Annotated in this window: 25 protein-coding genes and 2 pseudogenes; 20 read left to right on the forward strand and 7 right to left on the reverse strand. The window is 37.4% G+C overall.

The genetic code is table 11. The features are described 5' to 3' along the window. Positions 1-402: 402 nt before the first annotated feature. A complete protein-coding gene (locus KUH03_RS06135; RefSeq protein ID WP_257092039.1) occupies positions 403-606 on the reverse strand; it encodes a hypothetical protein in 204 nt (67 codons plus the stop codon). 23 nt (positions 607-629) lie between these two features. Then, complete coding sequence (locus KUH03_RS06140; protein WP_257092040.1) at positions 630-890, reverse strand: hypothetical protein; 261 nt, start codon at positions 888-890, stop codon at positions 630-632. Positions 891-1,277: 387 nt separating this feature from the next. On the opposite strand from KUH03_RS06140, the gene KUH03_RS45335 reads away from it, so the two are divergent. From KUH03_RS45335 to KUH03_RS06155, 5 genes and pseudogenes are all read left to right on the forward strand, one after another. After that, a complete protein-coding gene (locus KUH03_RS45335) occupies positions 1,278-1,658 on the forward strand; it encodes an FAD-dependent oxidoreductase (protein WP_306429467.1) in 381 nt (126 codons plus the stop codon). 8 nt (positions 1,659-1,666) lie between these two features. Further along, positions 1,667-2,086 carry an FAD-dependent oxidoreductase gene (locus tag KUH03_RS45340; protein WP_306429468.1) on the forward strand — a complete coding sequence of 140 codons (420 nt, stop codon included), beginning with the start codon at positions 1,667-1,669 and terminating at the stop codon, positions 2,084-2,086. Continuing rightward, complete coding sequence (locus tag KUH03_RS45345) at positions 2,083-2,853, forward strand: glycerol-3-phosphate dehydrogenase/oxidase (protein ID WP_306429469.1); 771 nt, start codon at positions 2,083-2,085, stop codon at positions 2,851-2,853. The genes KUH03_RS45340 and KUH03_RS45345 overlap by 4 nt, the downstream gene beginning before the upstream one ends. 27 nt (positions 2,854-2,880) lie before the next feature. Then, positions 2,881-4,377, forward strand: a pseudogene (glpK, locus tag KUH03_RS06150) (glycerol kinase GlpK). Between the two features lie 9 nt (positions 4,378-4,386). Further along, entirely contained in the window at positions 4,387-5,121 is a 735-nt protein-coding gene (locus KUH03_RS06155; RefSeq protein WP_257092041.1) for an MIP/aquaporin family protein, read from the forward strand. Positions 5,122-5,207: 86 nt separating this feature from the next. Here the strand turns inward: KUH03_RS06155 and KUH03_RS06160 are convergent, their stop codons facing one another. The 5 genes from KUH03_RS06160 to KUH03_RS06175 are packed head-to-tail and all read right to left on the reverse strand — an operon-like array spanning position 5,208 to position 6,855. Beyond that, positions 5,208-5,333, reverse strand: coding sequence for a hypothetical protein (locus KUH03_RS06160; RefSeq protein WP_257092042.1), 126 nt, complete (start codon positions 5,331-5,333; stop codon positions 5,208-5,210). An 11-nt stretch (positions 5,334-5,344) separates the two neighbouring features. After that, positions 5,345-6,112 carry a GNAT family N-acetyltransferase gene (locus tag KUH03_RS06165; RefSeq protein WP_257092043.1) on the reverse strand — a complete coding sequence of 256 codons (768 nt, stop codon included), beginning with the start codon at positions 6,110-6,112 and terminating at the stop codon, positions 5,345-5,347. A gap of 40 nt (positions 6,113-6,152) precedes the next feature. After that, a complete protein-coding gene (locus tag KUH03_RS48210) occupies positions 6,153-6,278 on the reverse strand; it encodes a hypothetical protein (protein ID WP_373564648.1) in 126 nt (41 codons plus the stop codon). A 20-nt stretch (positions 6,279-6,298) separates the two neighbouring features. Beyond that, positions 6,299-6,739 (reverse strand): 1-acyl-sn-glycerol-3-phosphate acyltransferase, encoded by a 441-nt coding sequence (locus KUH03_RS06170; RefSeq protein ID WP_257092044.1) that lies wholly within the window; start codon positions 6,737-6,739, stop codon positions 6,299-6,301. A gap of 2 nt (positions 6,740-6,741) precedes the next feature. After that, complete coding sequence (locus KUH03_RS06175; RefSeq protein WP_257092045.1) at positions 6,742-6,855, reverse strand: hypothetical protein; 114 nt, start codon at positions 6,853-6,855, stop codon at positions 6,742-6,744. A 331-nt stretch (positions 6,856-7,186) separates the two neighbouring features. Between KUH03_RS06175 and KUH03_RS06180 the strand changes: the two genes are divergently transcribed. The 15 genes and pseudogenes from KUH03_RS06180 to KUH03_RS45360 all read left to right on the forward strand — a co-directional run bounded on the left by KUH03_RS06180 (position 7,187) and on the right by KUH03_RS45360 (position 16,620). After that, positions 7,187-7,849: a CBS domain-containing protein gene (locus KUH03_RS06180; protein ID WP_257092046.1), complete on the forward strand. Its 663-nt coding sequence runs from the start codon at positions 7,187-7,189 to the stop codon at positions 7,847-7,849. Positions 7,850-8,019: 170 nt separating this feature from the next. Beyond that, positions 8,020-8,769, forward strand: coding sequence for an NAD kinase (locus tag KUH03_RS06185; RefSeq protein ID WP_306429470.1), 750 nt, complete (start codon positions 8,020-8,022; stop codon positions 8,767-8,769). A gap of 235 nt (positions 8,770-9,004) precedes the next feature. Then, positions 9,005-9,740, forward strand: a pseudogene (locus KUH03_RS06190) (isoprenyl transferase). 160 nt (positions 9,741-9,900) lie between these two features. After that, a complete protein-coding gene (locus KUH03_RS06195) occupies positions 9,901-10,392 on the forward strand; it encodes a hypothetical protein (protein ID WP_257092047.1) in 492 nt (163 codons plus the stop codon). Positions 10,393-10,538: 146 nt separating this feature from the next. Next, positions 10,539-11,165, forward strand: a complete 627-nt coding sequence (locus tag KUH03_RS06200; protein ID WP_257092048.1) for a POTRA domain-containing protein — start codon at positions 10,539-10,541, stop codon at positions 11,163-11,165. After that, positions 11,162-11,458, forward strand: a complete 297-nt coding sequence (locus tag KUH03_RS06205; protein ID WP_257092049.1) for a hypothetical protein — start codon at positions 11,162-11,164, stop codon at positions 11,456-11,458. Before KUH03_RS06200 ends, KUH03_RS06205 begins: the two co-directional genes overlap by 4 nt. Positions 11,459-11,547: 89 nt before the next feature. Beyond that, complete coding sequence (locus KUH03_RS06210; protein ID WP_257092050.1) at positions 11,548-12,417, forward strand: BamA/TamA family outer membrane protein; 870 nt, start codon at positions 11,548-11,550, stop codon at positions 12,415-12,417. 402 nt (positions 12,418-12,819) lie between these two features. Continuing rightward, on the forward strand, positions 12,820-13,341 hold the full coding sequence (locus KUH03_RS06215) for an OmpH family outer membrane protein (RefSeq protein WP_257092051.1): 522 nt from the start codon (positions 12,820-12,822) through the stop codon (positions 13,339-13,341). Positions 13,342-13,445: 104 nt separating this feature from the next. Continuing rightward, positions 13,446-13,814, forward strand: a complete 369-nt coding sequence (locus KUH03_RS06220) for an OmpH family outer membrane protein (RefSeq protein WP_257092052.1) — start codon at positions 13,446-13,448, stop codon at positions 13,812-13,814. Positions 13,815-13,877: 63 nt separating this feature from the next. Continuing rightward, positions 13,878-14,009 carry a hypothetical protein gene (locus KUH03_RS06225; protein WP_257092053.1) on the forward strand — a complete coding sequence of 44 codons (132 nt, stop codon included), beginning with the start codon at positions 13,878-13,880 and terminating at the stop codon, positions 14,007-14,009. 435 nt (positions 14,010-14,444) lie between these two features. After that, positions 14,445-14,891, forward strand: a complete 447-nt coding sequence (locus KUH03_RS06230) for a TetR/AcrR family transcriptional regulator (RefSeq protein ID WP_257092054.1) — start codon at positions 14,445-14,447, stop codon at positions 14,889-14,891. Between the two features lie 29 nt (positions 14,892-14,920). Further along, on the forward strand, positions 14,921-15,136 hold the full coding sequence (locus tag KUH03_RS06235; RefSeq protein WP_257092055.1) for a hypothetical protein: 216 nt from the start codon (positions 14,921-14,923) through the stop codon (positions 15,134-15,136). 187 nt (positions 15,137-15,323) lie between these two features. Next, positions 15,324-15,623, forward strand: coding sequence for a hypothetical protein (locus KUH03_RS45350; RefSeq protein ID WP_306429471.1), 300 nt, complete (start codon positions 15,324-15,326; stop codon positions 15,621-15,623). A gap of 17 nt (positions 15,624-15,640) precedes the next feature. Further along, on the forward strand, positions 15,641-15,820 hold the full coding sequence (locus KUH03_RS45355; protein WP_306429472.1) for a hypothetical protein: 180 nt from the start codon (positions 15,641-15,643) through the stop codon (positions 15,818-15,820). Then, positions 15,820-16,620, forward strand: coding sequence for a (Fe-S)-binding protein (locus tag KUH03_RS45360; protein ID WP_306429473.1), 801 nt, complete (start codon positions 15,820-15,822; stop codon positions 16,618-16,620). Before KUH03_RS45355 ends, KUH03_RS45360 begins: the two co-directional genes overlap by 1 nt. The last annotated feature ends 7 nt before the right edge of the window (positions 16,621-16,627 follow it).

Consider the following 16,627-nt stretch of genomic DNA (forward strand, 5'->3'; position numbering starts at 1 on the left):
ACCTTTTCTTTAAGCACTCCCTACTTTTTCCAATCATTTGCAATCTAAGTTCCCTTTGTCAATCAAACGAAACTGACAGCATATAACCTCATAACAAGTTATCATTTAACAGGGACTTCACTCGGACCCGACAGGGACCTCATTCGGACTTCATTCGGATAAAACCGTATAAAGTCCCTTTTAGTCCTGTATAATCTCATGATCAAATCCGCGTCAATAATGAAGTTTTTCCCTTGCTGTCTCCGTCCAAATATATCGCTAAATACCAAATCCAGTGTAGTAATATTCCTATACATCAGTTTGCAAAAAAATAAAGCAGGCCCCTTATTTAGAGGCCTGCTCGCAGTGTATTTTCTGTTATTTTATTGTGATTTTTCCAAGGAAATTTAGCTGTGGTTCTTTTTATTTCGCCACCCAAGTATTAAAGAATTTCAGAACCTTTTCCTCATCGTAGCTTTTTCCTTTTTCCAGACTACCGCTTTCCTGTACATGAAGTGTCTTTCCATTCTTATCCAATATAATAAAAAATGGATAACCTAATTTACTACCTTCAGGTGCATACTTTTGAAAAACTGCCTCATTCTTATTTTCTTTTGAATAATTCAAATGATAATAAAGAAAACGACGCTTCAGTAAATCATCAACACGGGCAGTTTTATGAATGTAATCGTTAAAACGCAGGCACCATACACACCAATTCCCCCAGCTTGAATAACGATATTCTTTTTTTCCTTCTTAGCCAATTGCAGCAGGCCATCGATATCTTTTTGTGCGTCTGCTTCTGGGTTATAAGGCTTTGAAAGCTCATCCTGAGTTTTTGAAACTTCCTGAGCGACTACACTCGAATGTACGAATTGGCTTCCCAAGAAGATGCCGATTCCAAAAAACAATAATTTAATCCTTCTCATTATCCAACAAATTATTTATATGATTTAAAATTACAAAATCATTTTACCAAACCAAAACATAAGCCTATTATAATGGTTAAACAGTATATAGCTCTTTGCTACAAAACAACAAAGAATATACAACAGGCCATAGTAATGATGTTATCTCAATTATTTCTAAAATATTCGACAAATAAGTGATAACAAACTTTTAAAACACTTAAAAAAATATAGATAACAAAACAAAACAAAACAAAAACAAACATGTGTTATTTTTGTGTTTTTTTTACAAAATTCCTTTAAAAATCCATAAATATACTATAACTTAGTATAATTGGGTTACATAGACAAATAAAAGAGACAGTAACTTAAGACCAAAAACGAAACAAAATGAAACAAGAAGAATTCAAAAGGTCAAAATTAATAGAAAGAATAAAAGACACAAGCGAGTGGGATGTTATTGTCATAGGAGGCGGAGCAAGTGGCTTGGGTGTTGCATTGGATGCGTTGAGCAGAGGATTCAAAACGATATTATTGGAACAGGTTGATTTTGCGAAAGGCACCTCGAGCAAAGCGACAAAACTCGTTCATGGAGGTGTCCGCTATCTCGCTCAGGGCGATATATCTCTTGTAAGGGAAGCACTTCATGAGCGCGGGCTCCTACAGCAAAACGCTCCACATTTAGTTAAAAATCAATCTTTCGTGATCCCTAATTACAGCTGGTTTGACGGCCCCTTCTATACCATCGGCATGAAAATATATGATTTTTAGCCGGCAAATTGAGCTTAGGAAAATCTATACATATCAATAAGGAGGAAACACAACGTCGAATCAGTACAGTCAGAACAAAAGGGCTCTATGGCGGTGTTGTTTATCAGGATGGTCAATTTGACGATTCAAGACTCGCTGTCAATGTAGCGCAGACCTGTATTCAAATGGGCGGCGTAGCACTTAATTATGTGCGGGTAACTAATCTAACCAAAAACGGCACTGGTAAAGTTAACGGTGTTATCGCGCAAGATACTGATACCGGAGAAATTTTCACGATTCAGGGTAAAGCCATTATCAATGCGACAGGGATCTTTGTTGATGATATCCTCAAAATGGATAAACCCGAAGCAAAACAAATGGTGAGACCGAGCCAGGGTGTACACCTTGTTTTTGACAAATCTTTTCTTCCGGGGATGACGCAATCATGATCCCAAAAACAGATGATGGCCGTGTCCTTTTTCTTGTTCCTTGGCACAATCGGGTCATCGCAGGAACCACAGACACACCTATCGACGAACACAGCCTGGAACCGATAGCACTAGAGAAAGAGATCGAATTTATCTTAAAAACTGCAGGGCGTTACCTCACTAAACAGCCAACCCGTCAGGATGCATTAGCTGTATTTGCTGGTCTTCGACCATTGGCTGCCCCAACGGGAAATTCCAACAAAACCAAAGAAATCTCCCGAAGTCATAAAGTAATTGTCAGCGACTCAAATTTACTAACTTTGACTGGAGGAAAATGGACTACCTTTCGCAGAATGGGACAAGACACCGTTGATAAAGCAATTAAAATTGGCTGTTTACCAAAAAAGGAAAGTACCTCGGCAACACAAAAAATCTATAGCGCTATTCCTACAACTGATAGAAGTAACCACATGTATATTTATGGCTCCGACCAGGAGGCAATCCGTGCGCTTGAACAAGAAAATCCGGTATGGGGTGAAAAATTAGTTGAACATTTGGAATTTAAAAAAGCAGAGGTATTATGGGCCGTGCGCAACGAACTCGCACAGACCGTGGAAGATGTACTTTCACGCCGTGTACGCATCCTATTTCTTGATGCAAAAGCAGCAATTACCGCTGCTCCAGAAGTCGCCAGCATACTCGCTCAAGAATTAGGTAAAGACGAAAACTGGCAAAAAAATCAGGTAGAAAATTTCGAGAAAGTTGCAAAAAATTATATCTTAAACTAATAGAAAATAACCAGCAGTAATCAAATTATGGAACAACAATACATCTTGGCGATGGATCAGGGTACAACAAGCTCCAGAGCCATTATTTTTGATAAGGACAGAAATATCGTTTCAATTGCGCAAAAAGAATTTACACAAATCTTTCCACAACCAGGATGGGTAGAACATGACCCACATGAAATCTGGTCCACGCAAGCAGGTGTCACTGCCGAAGCCACAACGAAAGCCGGACTGAATGGCAAAAATATCGCTGCCATTGGAATAACCAATCAACGGGAAACGATTGTTGTCTGGGAAAAAGAAAGCGGCAGACCAGTTTATAATGCTATTGTATGGCAAGATAAGCGCACAGCAGATTACTGTGATGAGCTCCGTAAATCTGGTAAACATGAGATGATAAAGAAAAAACAGGGCTCATCCTTGACCCTTATTTTTCAGCAACAAAAATAAAGTGGATTCTTGATCATGTGGACGGAGCGAGAGAAAAAGCAAAAAATGGAGAGCTGATCTGTGGCACCATTGACACTTGGTTGGTATGGAATCTGACACGCGGGGATGTGCACATTACCGATGTTACCAATGCTTCCCGTACACTTTTATTCAATATACATACGATGGATTGGGATACGGAGCTTCTTGAATTATTTGACATCCCCCCTCCATGTTACCCGAAGTTAAGGAAAGCAGCGAAATATATGGCGAGTCTAGAACAACGATTTTTGCTCATAAAGTCAGAATTGCCGGTATTGCAGGAGATCAGCAAGCAGCTCTTTTCGGTCAGCAATGTATAGAAAAGGGAATGGTAAAAATACCTACGGTACAGGATGTTTTATGTTAATGAATATTGGTGATAAGCCAATCATGTCCAAAAACAACTTATTGACAACCGTAGCCTGGAAGATCAATGGAAAAACTGAATACGCATTAGAGGGAAGTATATTTATTGGTGGTGCATTGGTTCAATGGTTACGGGACAACCTTAATATTATTTACAAATCTGCAGATATTGAGCAATTGGCACTTTCCGAAAAAGATAATGGCGGAGTGACATTTATCCCAACTTTCGCTGGACTGGGAGCACCTTATTGGAACGCCAGAGCTCAAGGCACTATATTTGGATTAACACGGGCATCAACAAATGGACATATTGCTAGAGCTTCGCTAGAGGCAATTTCGCTCCAAACAAGAGATGTTTTACAGGCAATGGAAGCTGACAGTGGAATACCGATCAAAGAACTGCGCGTGGATGGTGGAGCAACAGCAAACAACCTTTTAATGCAGATCCAAGCAAATGTGTTGGGAAGTAATGTCATCAGGCCCAAAATTACTGAAACAACAGCATTGGGAGCAGCCTACTTAGCGGGACTGGCTGTCGGCTTCTGGAAAAATGAAGATGAGCTTTCAAAATTTTGGGCACAGGACCGCCTCTTTGAACCTGAAAAAGAACAAGAAGAACAGACTCAGAAAATTATTAAACAATGGATCAAGGGCGTTAAAGCATTACAATTCTGGACAGAAAACTAACCAATACTTATGAACCATTATTTAGCTGAATTTATCGGAACCACGCTCCTCTTACTCCTTGGGAACGGTGTTGTTGCAAATGTCATATTAAAAGGAACAAAAGGGGAAAATAGTGGCTGGATTGTCATTACAACTGCATGGGCCCTCGCCGTATATGTTGGAGTAGTCTTTGCAGGGCCTTACACGGGCGCTCATCTGAATCCAGCGGTAACAATTGCCATGGCACTTAACAACGCGCTCCCCTGGATAGAAGTTCCTGGCTATATTCTTGCCCAAATTGCAGGTGGATTTTGTGGAGCATTTTTAACTTACATTATACACAAAGATCATTTTGACGCTACAGCCGATCCGACCACAAAATTAGGTGTTTTCGCGACCATCCCAAATATTAGAAACACGTCAACAAATCTAGCCAGTGAAATCATTGGAACGTTCGTCTTAATCTTTGTTATCTTCTTTATAACAGGTCAAGATATTACGATCAATGGAAAGACTGAACCTATCGGGATGGGATCTCTAGGCGCTATACCGGTTGCTTTTTTAGTTTGGGCTATTGGCTTGTCATTAGGAGGCACAACGGGTTATGCTATTAATCCTGCCAGAGATTTTGGACCACGCTTATTTCATGCGCTCTGGCCAATTAAAGGAAAAGGAAGTTCTGACTGGTCATACGCCTGGATACCTATTATTGGACCGATCATTGGCGCGATCTTAGCATTTGTACTCTATACTTTAATAAAATAATAAAGGGATTCAATATTGAATCCCTTTATTATTTTATACTCGTTTTGGTTTTCGATGACCATATTCACGATCCCGCTCAAAAGTATTCATATGTCGTTCTTTTTCACAGGATAAACATCTTCAATAACAATCAAAATGCCCTTTTCTTCAACAGTACCAAACTCATCATTTCGAGCTGTACCAAAAGACTTCATCGTTGGGGACAGGTTCATGTAAGTATTTATTAACGGCGGAATATTTTCCCTAGTGCTCTTACGTGACTGTTTAATATTTTATATCCTTCTTTATAATCTAACCCATCAAAAACGCCAACAAAACGATCATAGTCATTTTTGATTTCCAATTCAGGCAACGGAGTTACCAACTTATCCTGATCAGGAAAATAGTAATCCATGAAGTAAAGCAACATATCCCGTGCATCCTTATTATAATGTGGATACATCGTCACTTTCCCAAAAAGGTACTTAATTTCAGGATTAAGCATCACCAAAGCGCCCAAGCCATCCCATAAGTTATCTAAAGAAAAGATACCTTTTCTATTGTCAATTGCTGGTTGATATCTGGGCTGAACAAAAGACCGCCCGAGTTCAATAGTATACGGCAAATAATCTTTCGTAAACTGATCTGAGAACTGAAAATAATGGGCCGTAGATAAATTAGGAATACCATTTGTTTCTCCGGCTGCTGTACATTTAATCACACGATAACCTGCAACGACTTCCTCATCTTCAGGATTCCATGCGATCAATTGATCATAACAATCATCACATGTATCATTTTCATCAATATCGATTGAAAGCCCTGTACCTCCTCCTGCGCCACGGAATGTCAATTCTCGTAACCGTCCAATTTCGCGCATAGCATTGGGCGAGTTATGATAGTTGATTAAGTATATCTCGTTATTTCCATTGTTGGTATAGCGTAAGAAAACGTCCTTGTTCAATTCGGCTTTCAATAGTTCTCTATCAACTGGAGGTATAATTTCTTGCATAAATTCTATTTTTCTTGAGCTAATCCATAAACCCTTCTTTTCACTTCTTCAGCCCAAGTCTTTTCGTTTTTGATTGATCAAACGCTGTATAAGGGATTCTCTTTCCTACTATAATGTTAACGGTGTGCCCGCGCTGGGCAAACATTTCATCGGGTAAATATAACATTTCAATGTTTACCTTAAGACCTATTTTTGTCTAAGCCTTGCAAAATTATAAAAAAACTTAGAGTTTTTGCCGTCAATAAGTACTGGAATGATATCTTTTTTATATTTTTTCGCTTTACTAATAAAACTTTTTTTCCATTCCAGGTCTTCAATACGCCCATCTTTCTGCTTTCTGGAAACCAAGCCCGCTGGGAATACAAGCAAGGCATCATCTGCCCCGTACGCTTCCTCTATTGCTGAAATAGCCTGTTTACCCTGACCGCCTAGTTTATTTACACCTACAAATAAAGGCCTCAAATTACCTATATTTAATAAGATATCATTAACCAAAAATTTCACATCCCGACGGTGCTTTCCTATCGCATGCATAAAGGCGATACCGTCCAAACCTCCCAAAGGATGATTGGAGGCAAAAATCACAGGATCGGACTCCGGAATATTTTCTGCGCCATATAAATTCACAGTCACCCCAAATCATTGATTAACGCATCAACAAAATCTAGTCCTTGCAAATCAGCAAAACGTGTCATGATATCATTTATCTCATCCTCATGAATGGTTCTTTTAAGATAGTTCAACAGGAAGGAAGGAATCCACTTTGCTAATCCCGCATTTTTTTGTGAATAACCTCACGTATATCAATAAATTTTTATTCTCACTCGTAACCATCAATCTTATTTTTCTGAAAAAAACTAGCTGTCCTTCATTTAAGCATATCTCAAATTGTGGACAAAAATACTAACAGAATGCTAATAAAAGTACAATTTTAAACATTAAAATTGTACTTATTTGCAATAATGTGACTACTTACTTTCAATTTATTCTCCAAACACAAAAAGTCATTACCCTCTTAAAGATTCTGATCTACAAAAATTTCCCTTTCACATCATTTTTTTATTAAGTTTGGATATGTTAATAGGACAATTTCTTTCAAACGCAGATTTCAGCATTCAAAAAGCTGATTCAATACAGCAGGCATTAGAAAAACTACAAGACATGCTTTGTAAAGAATTGGTTGTTTTAAATGGAGATGAATATATTGGGTTCGTCAATGAGTCTATTTTATTGGATGCCGATAATGACGCAGGTCCGATCTCCTCCATTAAAATTAACACAGCACCAATACAGCTTAGATTTAACCAACATCCCTATGATGCATTGGTCATGACAACCGTGTATAATAGTTCCTTAGTCCCTATTTTGGATCAAGACAACAAATATATTGGTGTTTCTACACAATTGGATATTTTAAAGGCAATTTCATTAATCCAATCTCAAAATGAATCTGGTGCTATTATCGTATTGTCAATTGGATTACATGACTTTTCATTATCTCAGATTGCACATCTGGTAGAGAGTGACAACTGTAGGATCCTCAATTGTGCGACAAAAATAAATCTCGAAAGTGACTCGATTGAAGTCACCTTGAAGGTAGACAAATCCAATATCAACGCGCTACTTAATTCATTCTTAAGGCATAATTATATAATTATGGAGACACACAATACTGTTGCAGCATTTGATGATACCGCCGATCGTTATCAGCAGCTTATGAATTACATCAATATTTAATTAATTAAGATTAGTTTTTTCTCATCTTTGCCCCATAAATTCAAAAATATGAGAATTGCGATATATGGACGAGAGTTTCAACCCTCCGTTATAGCACATGTGAAGCACTTATTTAAATATCTCGTTGGCAAAAACGTTGATATTTGGGTTTATGACCCTTTTATAAGTTCTTGACAACGCAGTTTGAATGTGGTTTTAGTTTTCCTACTTATCATAAGTATGAGCAAATTAAAGACAATGTTGATCTCATGCTAAGTTTAGGTGGTGATGGAACAATGTTATCAGCAGTATCGCTCATTAAAGACTCTGGTATTCCCATTGCAGGAATTAACTTTGGCCGCTTGGGCTTTTTGGCTTCCATTAATAAAAATGATTTTGAACATGCCATAGACGATATTTTAAACAATCGCTATGATATCCAAAAACGTGTTCTCCTGTCGGTAGAGTCTGAACAGACCAATTTGTTCCAAGGTAATCATTATGCCCTTAACGATATCACGGTATTTCGTTATGATAGTTCCGCAATGATCACAGTCAATGCACGGATTAATGGTGAACTACTCAATTCCTATTGGGCAGATGGATTGATTATCGCCACTCCTACCGGTTCCACAGCATATTCGCTGAGCTGCGGAGGTCCGATCATTATGCCTGAAAGCGGGAATTTTGTCATTACACCGATTTCACCACATAACCTTAACGTCAGACCGATCGTTATTTCAAATCAATTCACACTGGAACTTGAAATCGAGAGCCGAAGCAATCAATACATACTCAGTTGTGACTCAAAAAATGAGTCTATCGATACTTCAGTAAAATTGACAATTAAACAAGCTCCATTTACGATTAATCTAATTCGTCTTCCGCACGAAAGCTTTTTTAGCACATTAAGAGAAAACTGCTTTGGGGTATCGATGTGAGGAACTACTAATCTTTATCATATTGTACTTCTGAATTCCCAATTAAAAATCGATATTTGGAAGAAATAAATACAGCTAAGGCACGGATAGTAAGGTTTCATAATAATAATCAAACGGATTAACCTTGGGAGGTAAAACTTCGTTTGAAGGTAATATACAGAAAGCCAGTATCTGGTTTTAACACACAAATAAGCTGTAAAAGGCTAAAGGTGTTAATTTATTGAAAATAGCAACAATGAGCTTTTTAGATCAAATTGATAACATTAAATTACCCCAACATATTGCCATTATCATGGATGGTAATGGTCGTTGGGCAAAGCAAAAAGGCAAACTTCGTGTATTTGGACACCAAAATGGCGTGAAAGCAGTAAGAGAGGCTTTAGAAGGATGTGTTAAGGCTAACATTAAATTTCTAACACTCTATGCATTCTCAGCCGAAAATTGGAATCGCCCAAAACTGGAAGTAATCGCGCTGATGGAGCTTTTGGTCTCCTCTTTAAAAAAGGAAATCAAGACATTTCAAGAAAACGGTGTCAAATTAAACGCGATCGGAGATATTAGCAAGCTTCCATCGAATGCACAAAAAAGCTTCAGGAAACCATTGATGCTACCAAAGATAATACACACTGTACCTAACCCTAGCGCTAAGCTATAGTTCCCGTCAAGAAATTGTGGAAGCAACCCGAAATCTGGCTAAAAAAGTTAAAGCAGGAGAATTGAGCATAGAAGAGATCAACGATGACATTTTCTCCGCCAATCTATACACCCGAGACCTGCCAGATCCAGATTTATTGATCAGAACGAGTGGAGAACTTCGGATTAGTAATTTCCTTCTTTGGCAAATTGCTTATTCTGAACTATGCTTCCTAGACAAGATGTGGCCAGAGTTTACAAAAGAAGATTTATATAAATCAATCGTAGAATATCAGCAACGAGAAAGAAGGTTTGGAAAAACAAGTGAGCAGTTATAAATGATTTTATTAAATTTGTCAACTGATTTGAATAAAAAACAAGCTGGTTAAAATTTTCTTAATTAACAAAAATTAACAACTGATTGGTGTACTTTAGCGCCAATAATTAAAGATAAATGAAGCGTATACTACCCGTAATACTATTTTTGGTCTCTCATCAATGCAACTTGTCTATGGACAGCAAAATGGTGCGTTCAACTTAAATGACCCCGAAAAAATCAGTTATCTCAACCCTAAAAACTATGTAATTAGCGCTGTTGATGTAACCGGAACACAATTTTTGGATAAGAATGTATTAATTACCATATCTAAATTGTCTGTAGGTCAATATTTGGAAGTACCAAGTGAGGCGACTGCGAAAGTAGTAAAAGACATGATGGCTCAAGGCCTCTTCGACGATGTCGAATTATGGGCAGAAAAAATTGAAGGCGAAAATATCTTTTTGACCATCCGTGTCGTAGAACGTCCCCGTTTGACACGTATTGATATTAACGGACTAAGCAAAAGCCAAACCGAGGAAGTCCGTAAACGTTTAAATAGTAATACAGGTAAAATCGTCAATGAGAACTTGATGAATACCACTCGTGCAACCATTCAACGGTTTCTAAAAGAAAAGCTTTTTATATCCAGAAATTACACTAAAAACAGTTAAGGATTCGGCGCAAGCTAACAACGAAATCCTAATTGCTGATGTGGATAAAAAACATAAGGTAAGAGTCAAAGAAATGACCTTTACAGGCAACGAGCATTTTTCTCAAAAAGATCTGCGGAAAATGGCGAAGCCAATTAAGCAAAAAAATGTGGTACCGCATATTTGGTCCAGGTAAATTCAAAGAAGAGAAATACAAAGAAGGTAAAGAAAACCTGATCAAAAAAATGGCCGCCAAAGGTTACCGCGATGCTGAGATCTTAAAAGATACGATCATCCGGGATGGCGAAAAAAATGTATTGGTAAAATTTGATATATATGAGGGGCCTAAATATTATGTGGGTAATATTGTATGGACAGGAAATGCCAAGTATTCGGACACCCTATTAAATAAAATTTTAGGAATCAAACGTGGTGATGTCTTCTCCGAAGAAAAACTAAGTACTAAATTGTTGGGTGGAGGCAAAAATTCAGATGACATATCATCCATCTATATGAATGATGGTTATTTGACTTTCTCGGTAGACCCTGAGCAAACTCGTGTATATAACGATACCATCGATTTAAATTTGCGTGTATATGAAGGTGCACAGTATACAATCAACAATGTTATCGTAAAAGGTAATGATGTCACAAACGATCGGGTTGTATTACGTTCCATTTATACCAAACCAGGACAAAAATTCTCAAAAGAGCAAATTATGCGTAGTGTTCGTGAAATTGCACAATTGGGAAATTTTGATGAACAAAAACAAATCCAGTTCCGAGCAATTTGAACTATGCGGAAGGAACAGTAGATATCGTTTATAATGTAACGGAGAAACCATCCGATCAGGTCGAACTTTCAGGAGGTTATGGAGCTGGACAAATCATAGGTACACTAGGTCTGACGTTCAATAACTTCTCCACAAGTAACTTTTTTGATAAAAGTTCATGGAAACCGCTACCTCGTGGTGATGGCCAAAAATTAAGTGTACGTGGTCAGACATCAGGTAAACGTTATCAATCCTATAGCTTCTCCTTTTCGGAACCCTGGTTGGGCGGAAAAAACCAATATACTTTGGTCTGAGTGCCTATACTTCTAGTTCATCGTATGGTGGGTTCAACTACTATACGGGTGAGCAGATCGTAAAAGATTCGGAATTAAACCGTATTTGGATGACGGGTATTACCGCGACTTTAGGTAAACGCCTACAGTGGCCAGACAACTGGTTCCAAGCAAATACCTCATTGTCTTTCCAACGGTATAAACTTCAGAATTATGGTAACTATTTCTTGTTTGATAACGGTACAGCATACAATATCAACTTAACACAAGAATTTAGCCGTAACTCGATTGATGCGCCAATTTACCCTACTTCGGGTTCGAATATCAAATTCTCTGTGCAGTTAACGCCACCTTATTCATTATTCAATAACATTGATTATAAGAATGGTACACCTCAAGATCGTTATCGCTGGACTGAGTACCACAAATGGAAATTCGATTCGCAATGGTATGCAAAAATTGTTGGGAAATTAGTTTTCAAAGCTCAGGCACAGTTTGGTTTCTTAGGAAAATATTCTAGCAAAACAGAAATTTCTACTTTCGAGCGATTCAAGGTCGGTGGTGACGGTATGCAAGGATTCGATTACCTTCAAGGTTCTGAAATCATCGCGATGCGTGGTTATGCAAATGGTGTAATTATCCCAGAGGGTACTCAAAATGTAAACGTAGCACGAAACTCAGGAAGCCCGATCTACACCAAGTATCAAATGGAATTGCGTCACCCTGTTATGTTAAATGACCAAGCAACAGTGTATGTACTGGCATTTGCGGAAGCAGGTAACACCTGGAACAAATTCACAGAATACAATCCATTTAAGGTTCGTCGTTCGGCAGGTGTAGGTGCACGTATCTTCCTACCTATCTTCGGTATGTTGGGTATTGACTACGGTCATGCATTCGACCCTATTCCGGGATTACCAAGCAGTACGTGGAAACAGAACTTCACGTTCAGTATTATGCAAAATATGGGCGGATTTTAACCGAGGTTGATCCAATCACTAAGATATATCCTTATCGGGATAAAAAAGCTATCTGCAGTTTCTGCGATAGCTTTTTTTATATACATCCAACAAAATTATTTATTCGATTTAACGCAGAATATATCATAAATCTTCCTATATTGAAGCGAGCTTGTTTTTTAGCTGCAAAGGTTAGCCATATAGCCCCCTTTGAAAAGGTATAACGAGAATCGCCCAACAAGTTAAATAGTGTTAAACCCGAGAAATATCTGTTAGATTGCATCTTTTTGTTATTTTTGAGCCGTAAATTTATTTAAGGCGGCTTCTCAGATTAAACTTTTGGGCTTGTCCATTGTCATAAAGTAAATTAATGTTAAATAATAAATTATAGTCTATAAAACTTACAGGAAATATGAAAAAATATTGTTAGTTATAGCTTTTGTAGTCGTGAGTGCTACAGCGACATTTGCGCAACAGCTTGCATATGTAGATTCAGAATATATCCTAAAACACATTCCCGAATATACCACGGCCCAAAAACAATTAGATGATCTTTCTAAACAATGGCAGGAAGAGGTAGATCAAAAATATGCTGAAATAGAAAAGTTATATCAGGCTTATCAAAAGGATCAAGTTTTATTAAACGAGGATATGCGTCGTCGTCGTGAGGATGAAATTGTAACCAGAGAAAAAGAGGTAAAAGATTATCAAAAACAAAAATTCGGATTTGAAGGTGAACTTTTCAAAAGACGGGTTCAATTGATTAAACCTATTCAAGACCGCGTAGCAAAAGCAATTCAAGAAGTTGCCTCAGCACAGAATTTTGACTTCATCGTGGACAAAGGCAAAGAGTCTACTTTTCTTTATGCCAATTCAAAATTGAACAAAAGTAATGATGTCATTACAAAATTAGGCTATAAACCTAATCCCAGTCTTGCAAACTAAGCAGGAGTTTATTATCATTGTGGACACAAGTAATAAAAGTAGTAATTAATTAGAAAACTAAAAAGATTGCCATAGAGATGGCGTATTAGATTAAAATGAAAAGCATGAAAAACTTATTAAAAGGTGCGGTTGCTATAGTGGCAGTATTTTTCTCAACTCAATTTGCGAATGCGCAGCAAAAAATTGGTCATATCAATTTTGCTGAAATCATTTCAGCCACTTCAGATTATAAAACAGCTGAAGGTCAATTGAAAACATTGAGTGAGACTAAAACAAAGGAAATTCAAGGGATGGTAACGATGTTACAAGCCAAACAAAAAGAAGGAACTGATAAATTACGTACTAGAAGTGAAGCGAACAAAGATACGCTAGATCCTGAACTTAATAAGTTAGGTCAAGAAATCCAAGATATGCAAACGCGTATTCAAACTTCACAACAAACTGCTCAAGAAGAGTTGCAAAAAAGAAGATGAGTTGATCACTCCTATTCAAAGAAAAGTAGCTGATGCTGTAAACGCAGTATCTAAAGAAAAGGTATGGCTTATGTATTTGATATCTCAAGCACAAATATTCCTTATTTCCAAGGTGGCGAAGATTTGACTGCAGCTGTTAAGTCAAAACTAGGTATCTCAGCAACAGCAGCACCTGCTGTACCAGCAAAAAAATAATAACATATTGTACATAATAAAAAAGGGATTATTCACATGAATAATCCTTTTTTTATTATGCCCTCCCCGCTATTCGTACATTAATATAATCCACTAGGAAACTCTCAAAATGATTATTTGGTGATCGAAAGAAATGGATTTATCAGTAGGAATAAAAATCTACAATACGATTTCTTGCTTTTACCAGCTAAAATTTAGATATTGTAGAAAAAATATACATCTACCCTAATGAAAACATCATGAGTCCAAATTTGTTTATTAACGAACGAATAGGATAACTCATGGAAGCTTCGTTGCTAAAAATGGTTTTATTCGTATGGAATTATCACGAGCATAAATTAAGCTCAAAGACTTATACGATTGAGTTTATATGATAGTTTCATTCTTAGTAACACCGACGAAGGCGGTATAAATGCCTTTGAGAACAAACTGGTAATGAATAAACAAATTATTCTAATGAAAAAGAAAGTAACTGAGGATCATCCAAAGAAAGAAAGAAAAGTAACATCCGGTCCCATCCGAGACAAAGAACGTACCAAGGCGCGGATGATCGCAGCGGTGGGAAAAGTAATCCAAAAGAAAGGCTACCATGCGCTGAACGGCCCGAATATTGCACTGGAGTGCGGCTTAAATAAAGCGCTCATCTGGAATTATTTTGGAGGTCTTGATCAATTAGTAGAAGCTTACTTAACACAAAAGGATTTTTGGCAAATCGGAGATAAAGGAGTTTTAGAGCAAATGATATCAAATCCAAATGATATTGATGTAGCTTTAGTAAACGAATTGCTTAAATCTCAATTGAATACCTTCTTAAAAGATAAAACTAAACAAAAAATCATCCATTGGGGACTGGGTGAGAAAACAAAAGCATTAAAAATATAGCGGATAGACGCGAAGTTCTCGGTGAAGAATTGTTTAAACACTTTGATCCAAAATTTGAGAATTCTGAAACTGACATAAGAGCGACACTTGCATTACTGGTCAGCGGAATTTACTACTTAGCCCTACAGGCTAAATCGACAGGCAGTACTTTCTGCGGTATCGATATCAATACAGAAGAAGGGAAAATCCGTATTGAAAAAACTGTCGAAAAAATTCTTAAGCAAGCATTTGCTGATATAGATTAATTATCCAAATAATATTTGCCTCCAAGAAATTGCTTCGATTTCTTGGAGGCTTCTCTACTGATCGTCCCTTTCCTATTCATTTTTTTTAGAAAATTAGCTGCTCAATCCTATTTTTTGATTTATTTTTATTATGTTAGCATAACAAAAATATTATAGTATATTTGTTATATAACCATTATTCGAGCATATGATAGGTCAACTAATATTTGCAGTTTGTTTTTTAGGAGCATTATTTTTCTTTGGTAAAAATGCACAACAGATCTATAGTAATATCAAGTTAGGCAGAGATTTAGATCGTTCCGACAGGTCTTCGGAACGTTGGAAAACAATGTTTCTGGTTGCATTAGGACAGAAAAAGATGTTTAAACGGATTATTCCTGCCATCCTACACTTATTTGTCTATTTAGGTTTCGTTATTATCAATATCGAAATGTTGGAAATCATTATCGACGGTTTATTCGGAACGCATCGGGTATTTTCTTTTTAGGAGGCTTCTATAACTTTTTGATTGGTTCATTTGAATGGTTAGCACTTGGTGTACTATTGTCCTGTGTGATCTTCCTTATTCGAAGAAATGTTGTCAAAGTAACTCGCCTGAATAGTAAAGAACTTAACAACTGGCCTAAAACGGATGCGAATATTATTTTGATTACAGAGATTCTGCTTATGTCGGCTTTCCTCTAATGAATGCCACAGATCTCAAATTACAGCTTTATGGATTTGAACATTTTAATGCTGTTGGCTCCTTTCCGGTAAGTCATTATTTATTACCCTATCTTCCGACTTCTACGACCACGCTATACATGATCGAAAGATTTTGTTGGTGGTTCCATATATTAGGTGTATTGGCTTTTTTAAACTATCTGCCCTATTCAAAACATTTGCATATCGTTCTCGCTTTTCCAAATACGTATTTTTCAAACTTGGATGCCAAAGGAAAATTATCCAATATGACTGCTGTAACCAACGAAGTAAAAGCAATGCTCGATCCGAGCTTCACTCCGCCTTCTTCAGATGCCACAGCCCGCTTTGGAGCCAAAGATGTTCAGGATCTAACATGGAAAAGCCTACTTGATGCCTATACGTGTACCGAATGTGGTCGCTGTACCTCCTCTTGTCCGGCAAATATCACAGGAAAACTGCTATCTCCGCGAAAAATAATGATGGATACAAGGGATAGACTAACTGAAGTAGGCAATAACATTAAGGTACATGGTAGCTTCGTAGAGGATGGTAAGTCTCTTATCGACACTTATATCAGCCGGGAAGAATTGTGGGCATGTACAAGCTGCAATGCCTGCGTCGAGCAATGTCCTGTCAATATTAATCCATTGGACATTATCATCGAACTTCGTCGTTTTGCAGTTATGGAAGAATCTCAGGCCCCGGCAAGTATCAATAATATGTTTGGAAACATTGAGAATAATGGCGCTCCATGGAAATATGCGCAAATGGACCGTGCAAATTGGACTCAACAACAATAGTTTTAAG

This window comes from Sphingobacterium sp. E70 (assembly GCF_019285695.1).
In the GTDB taxonomy this organism is placed as follows: Bacteria; Bacteroidota; Bacteroidia; order Sphingobacteriales; family Sphingobacteriaceae; genus Sphingobacterium; species Sphingobacterium detergens.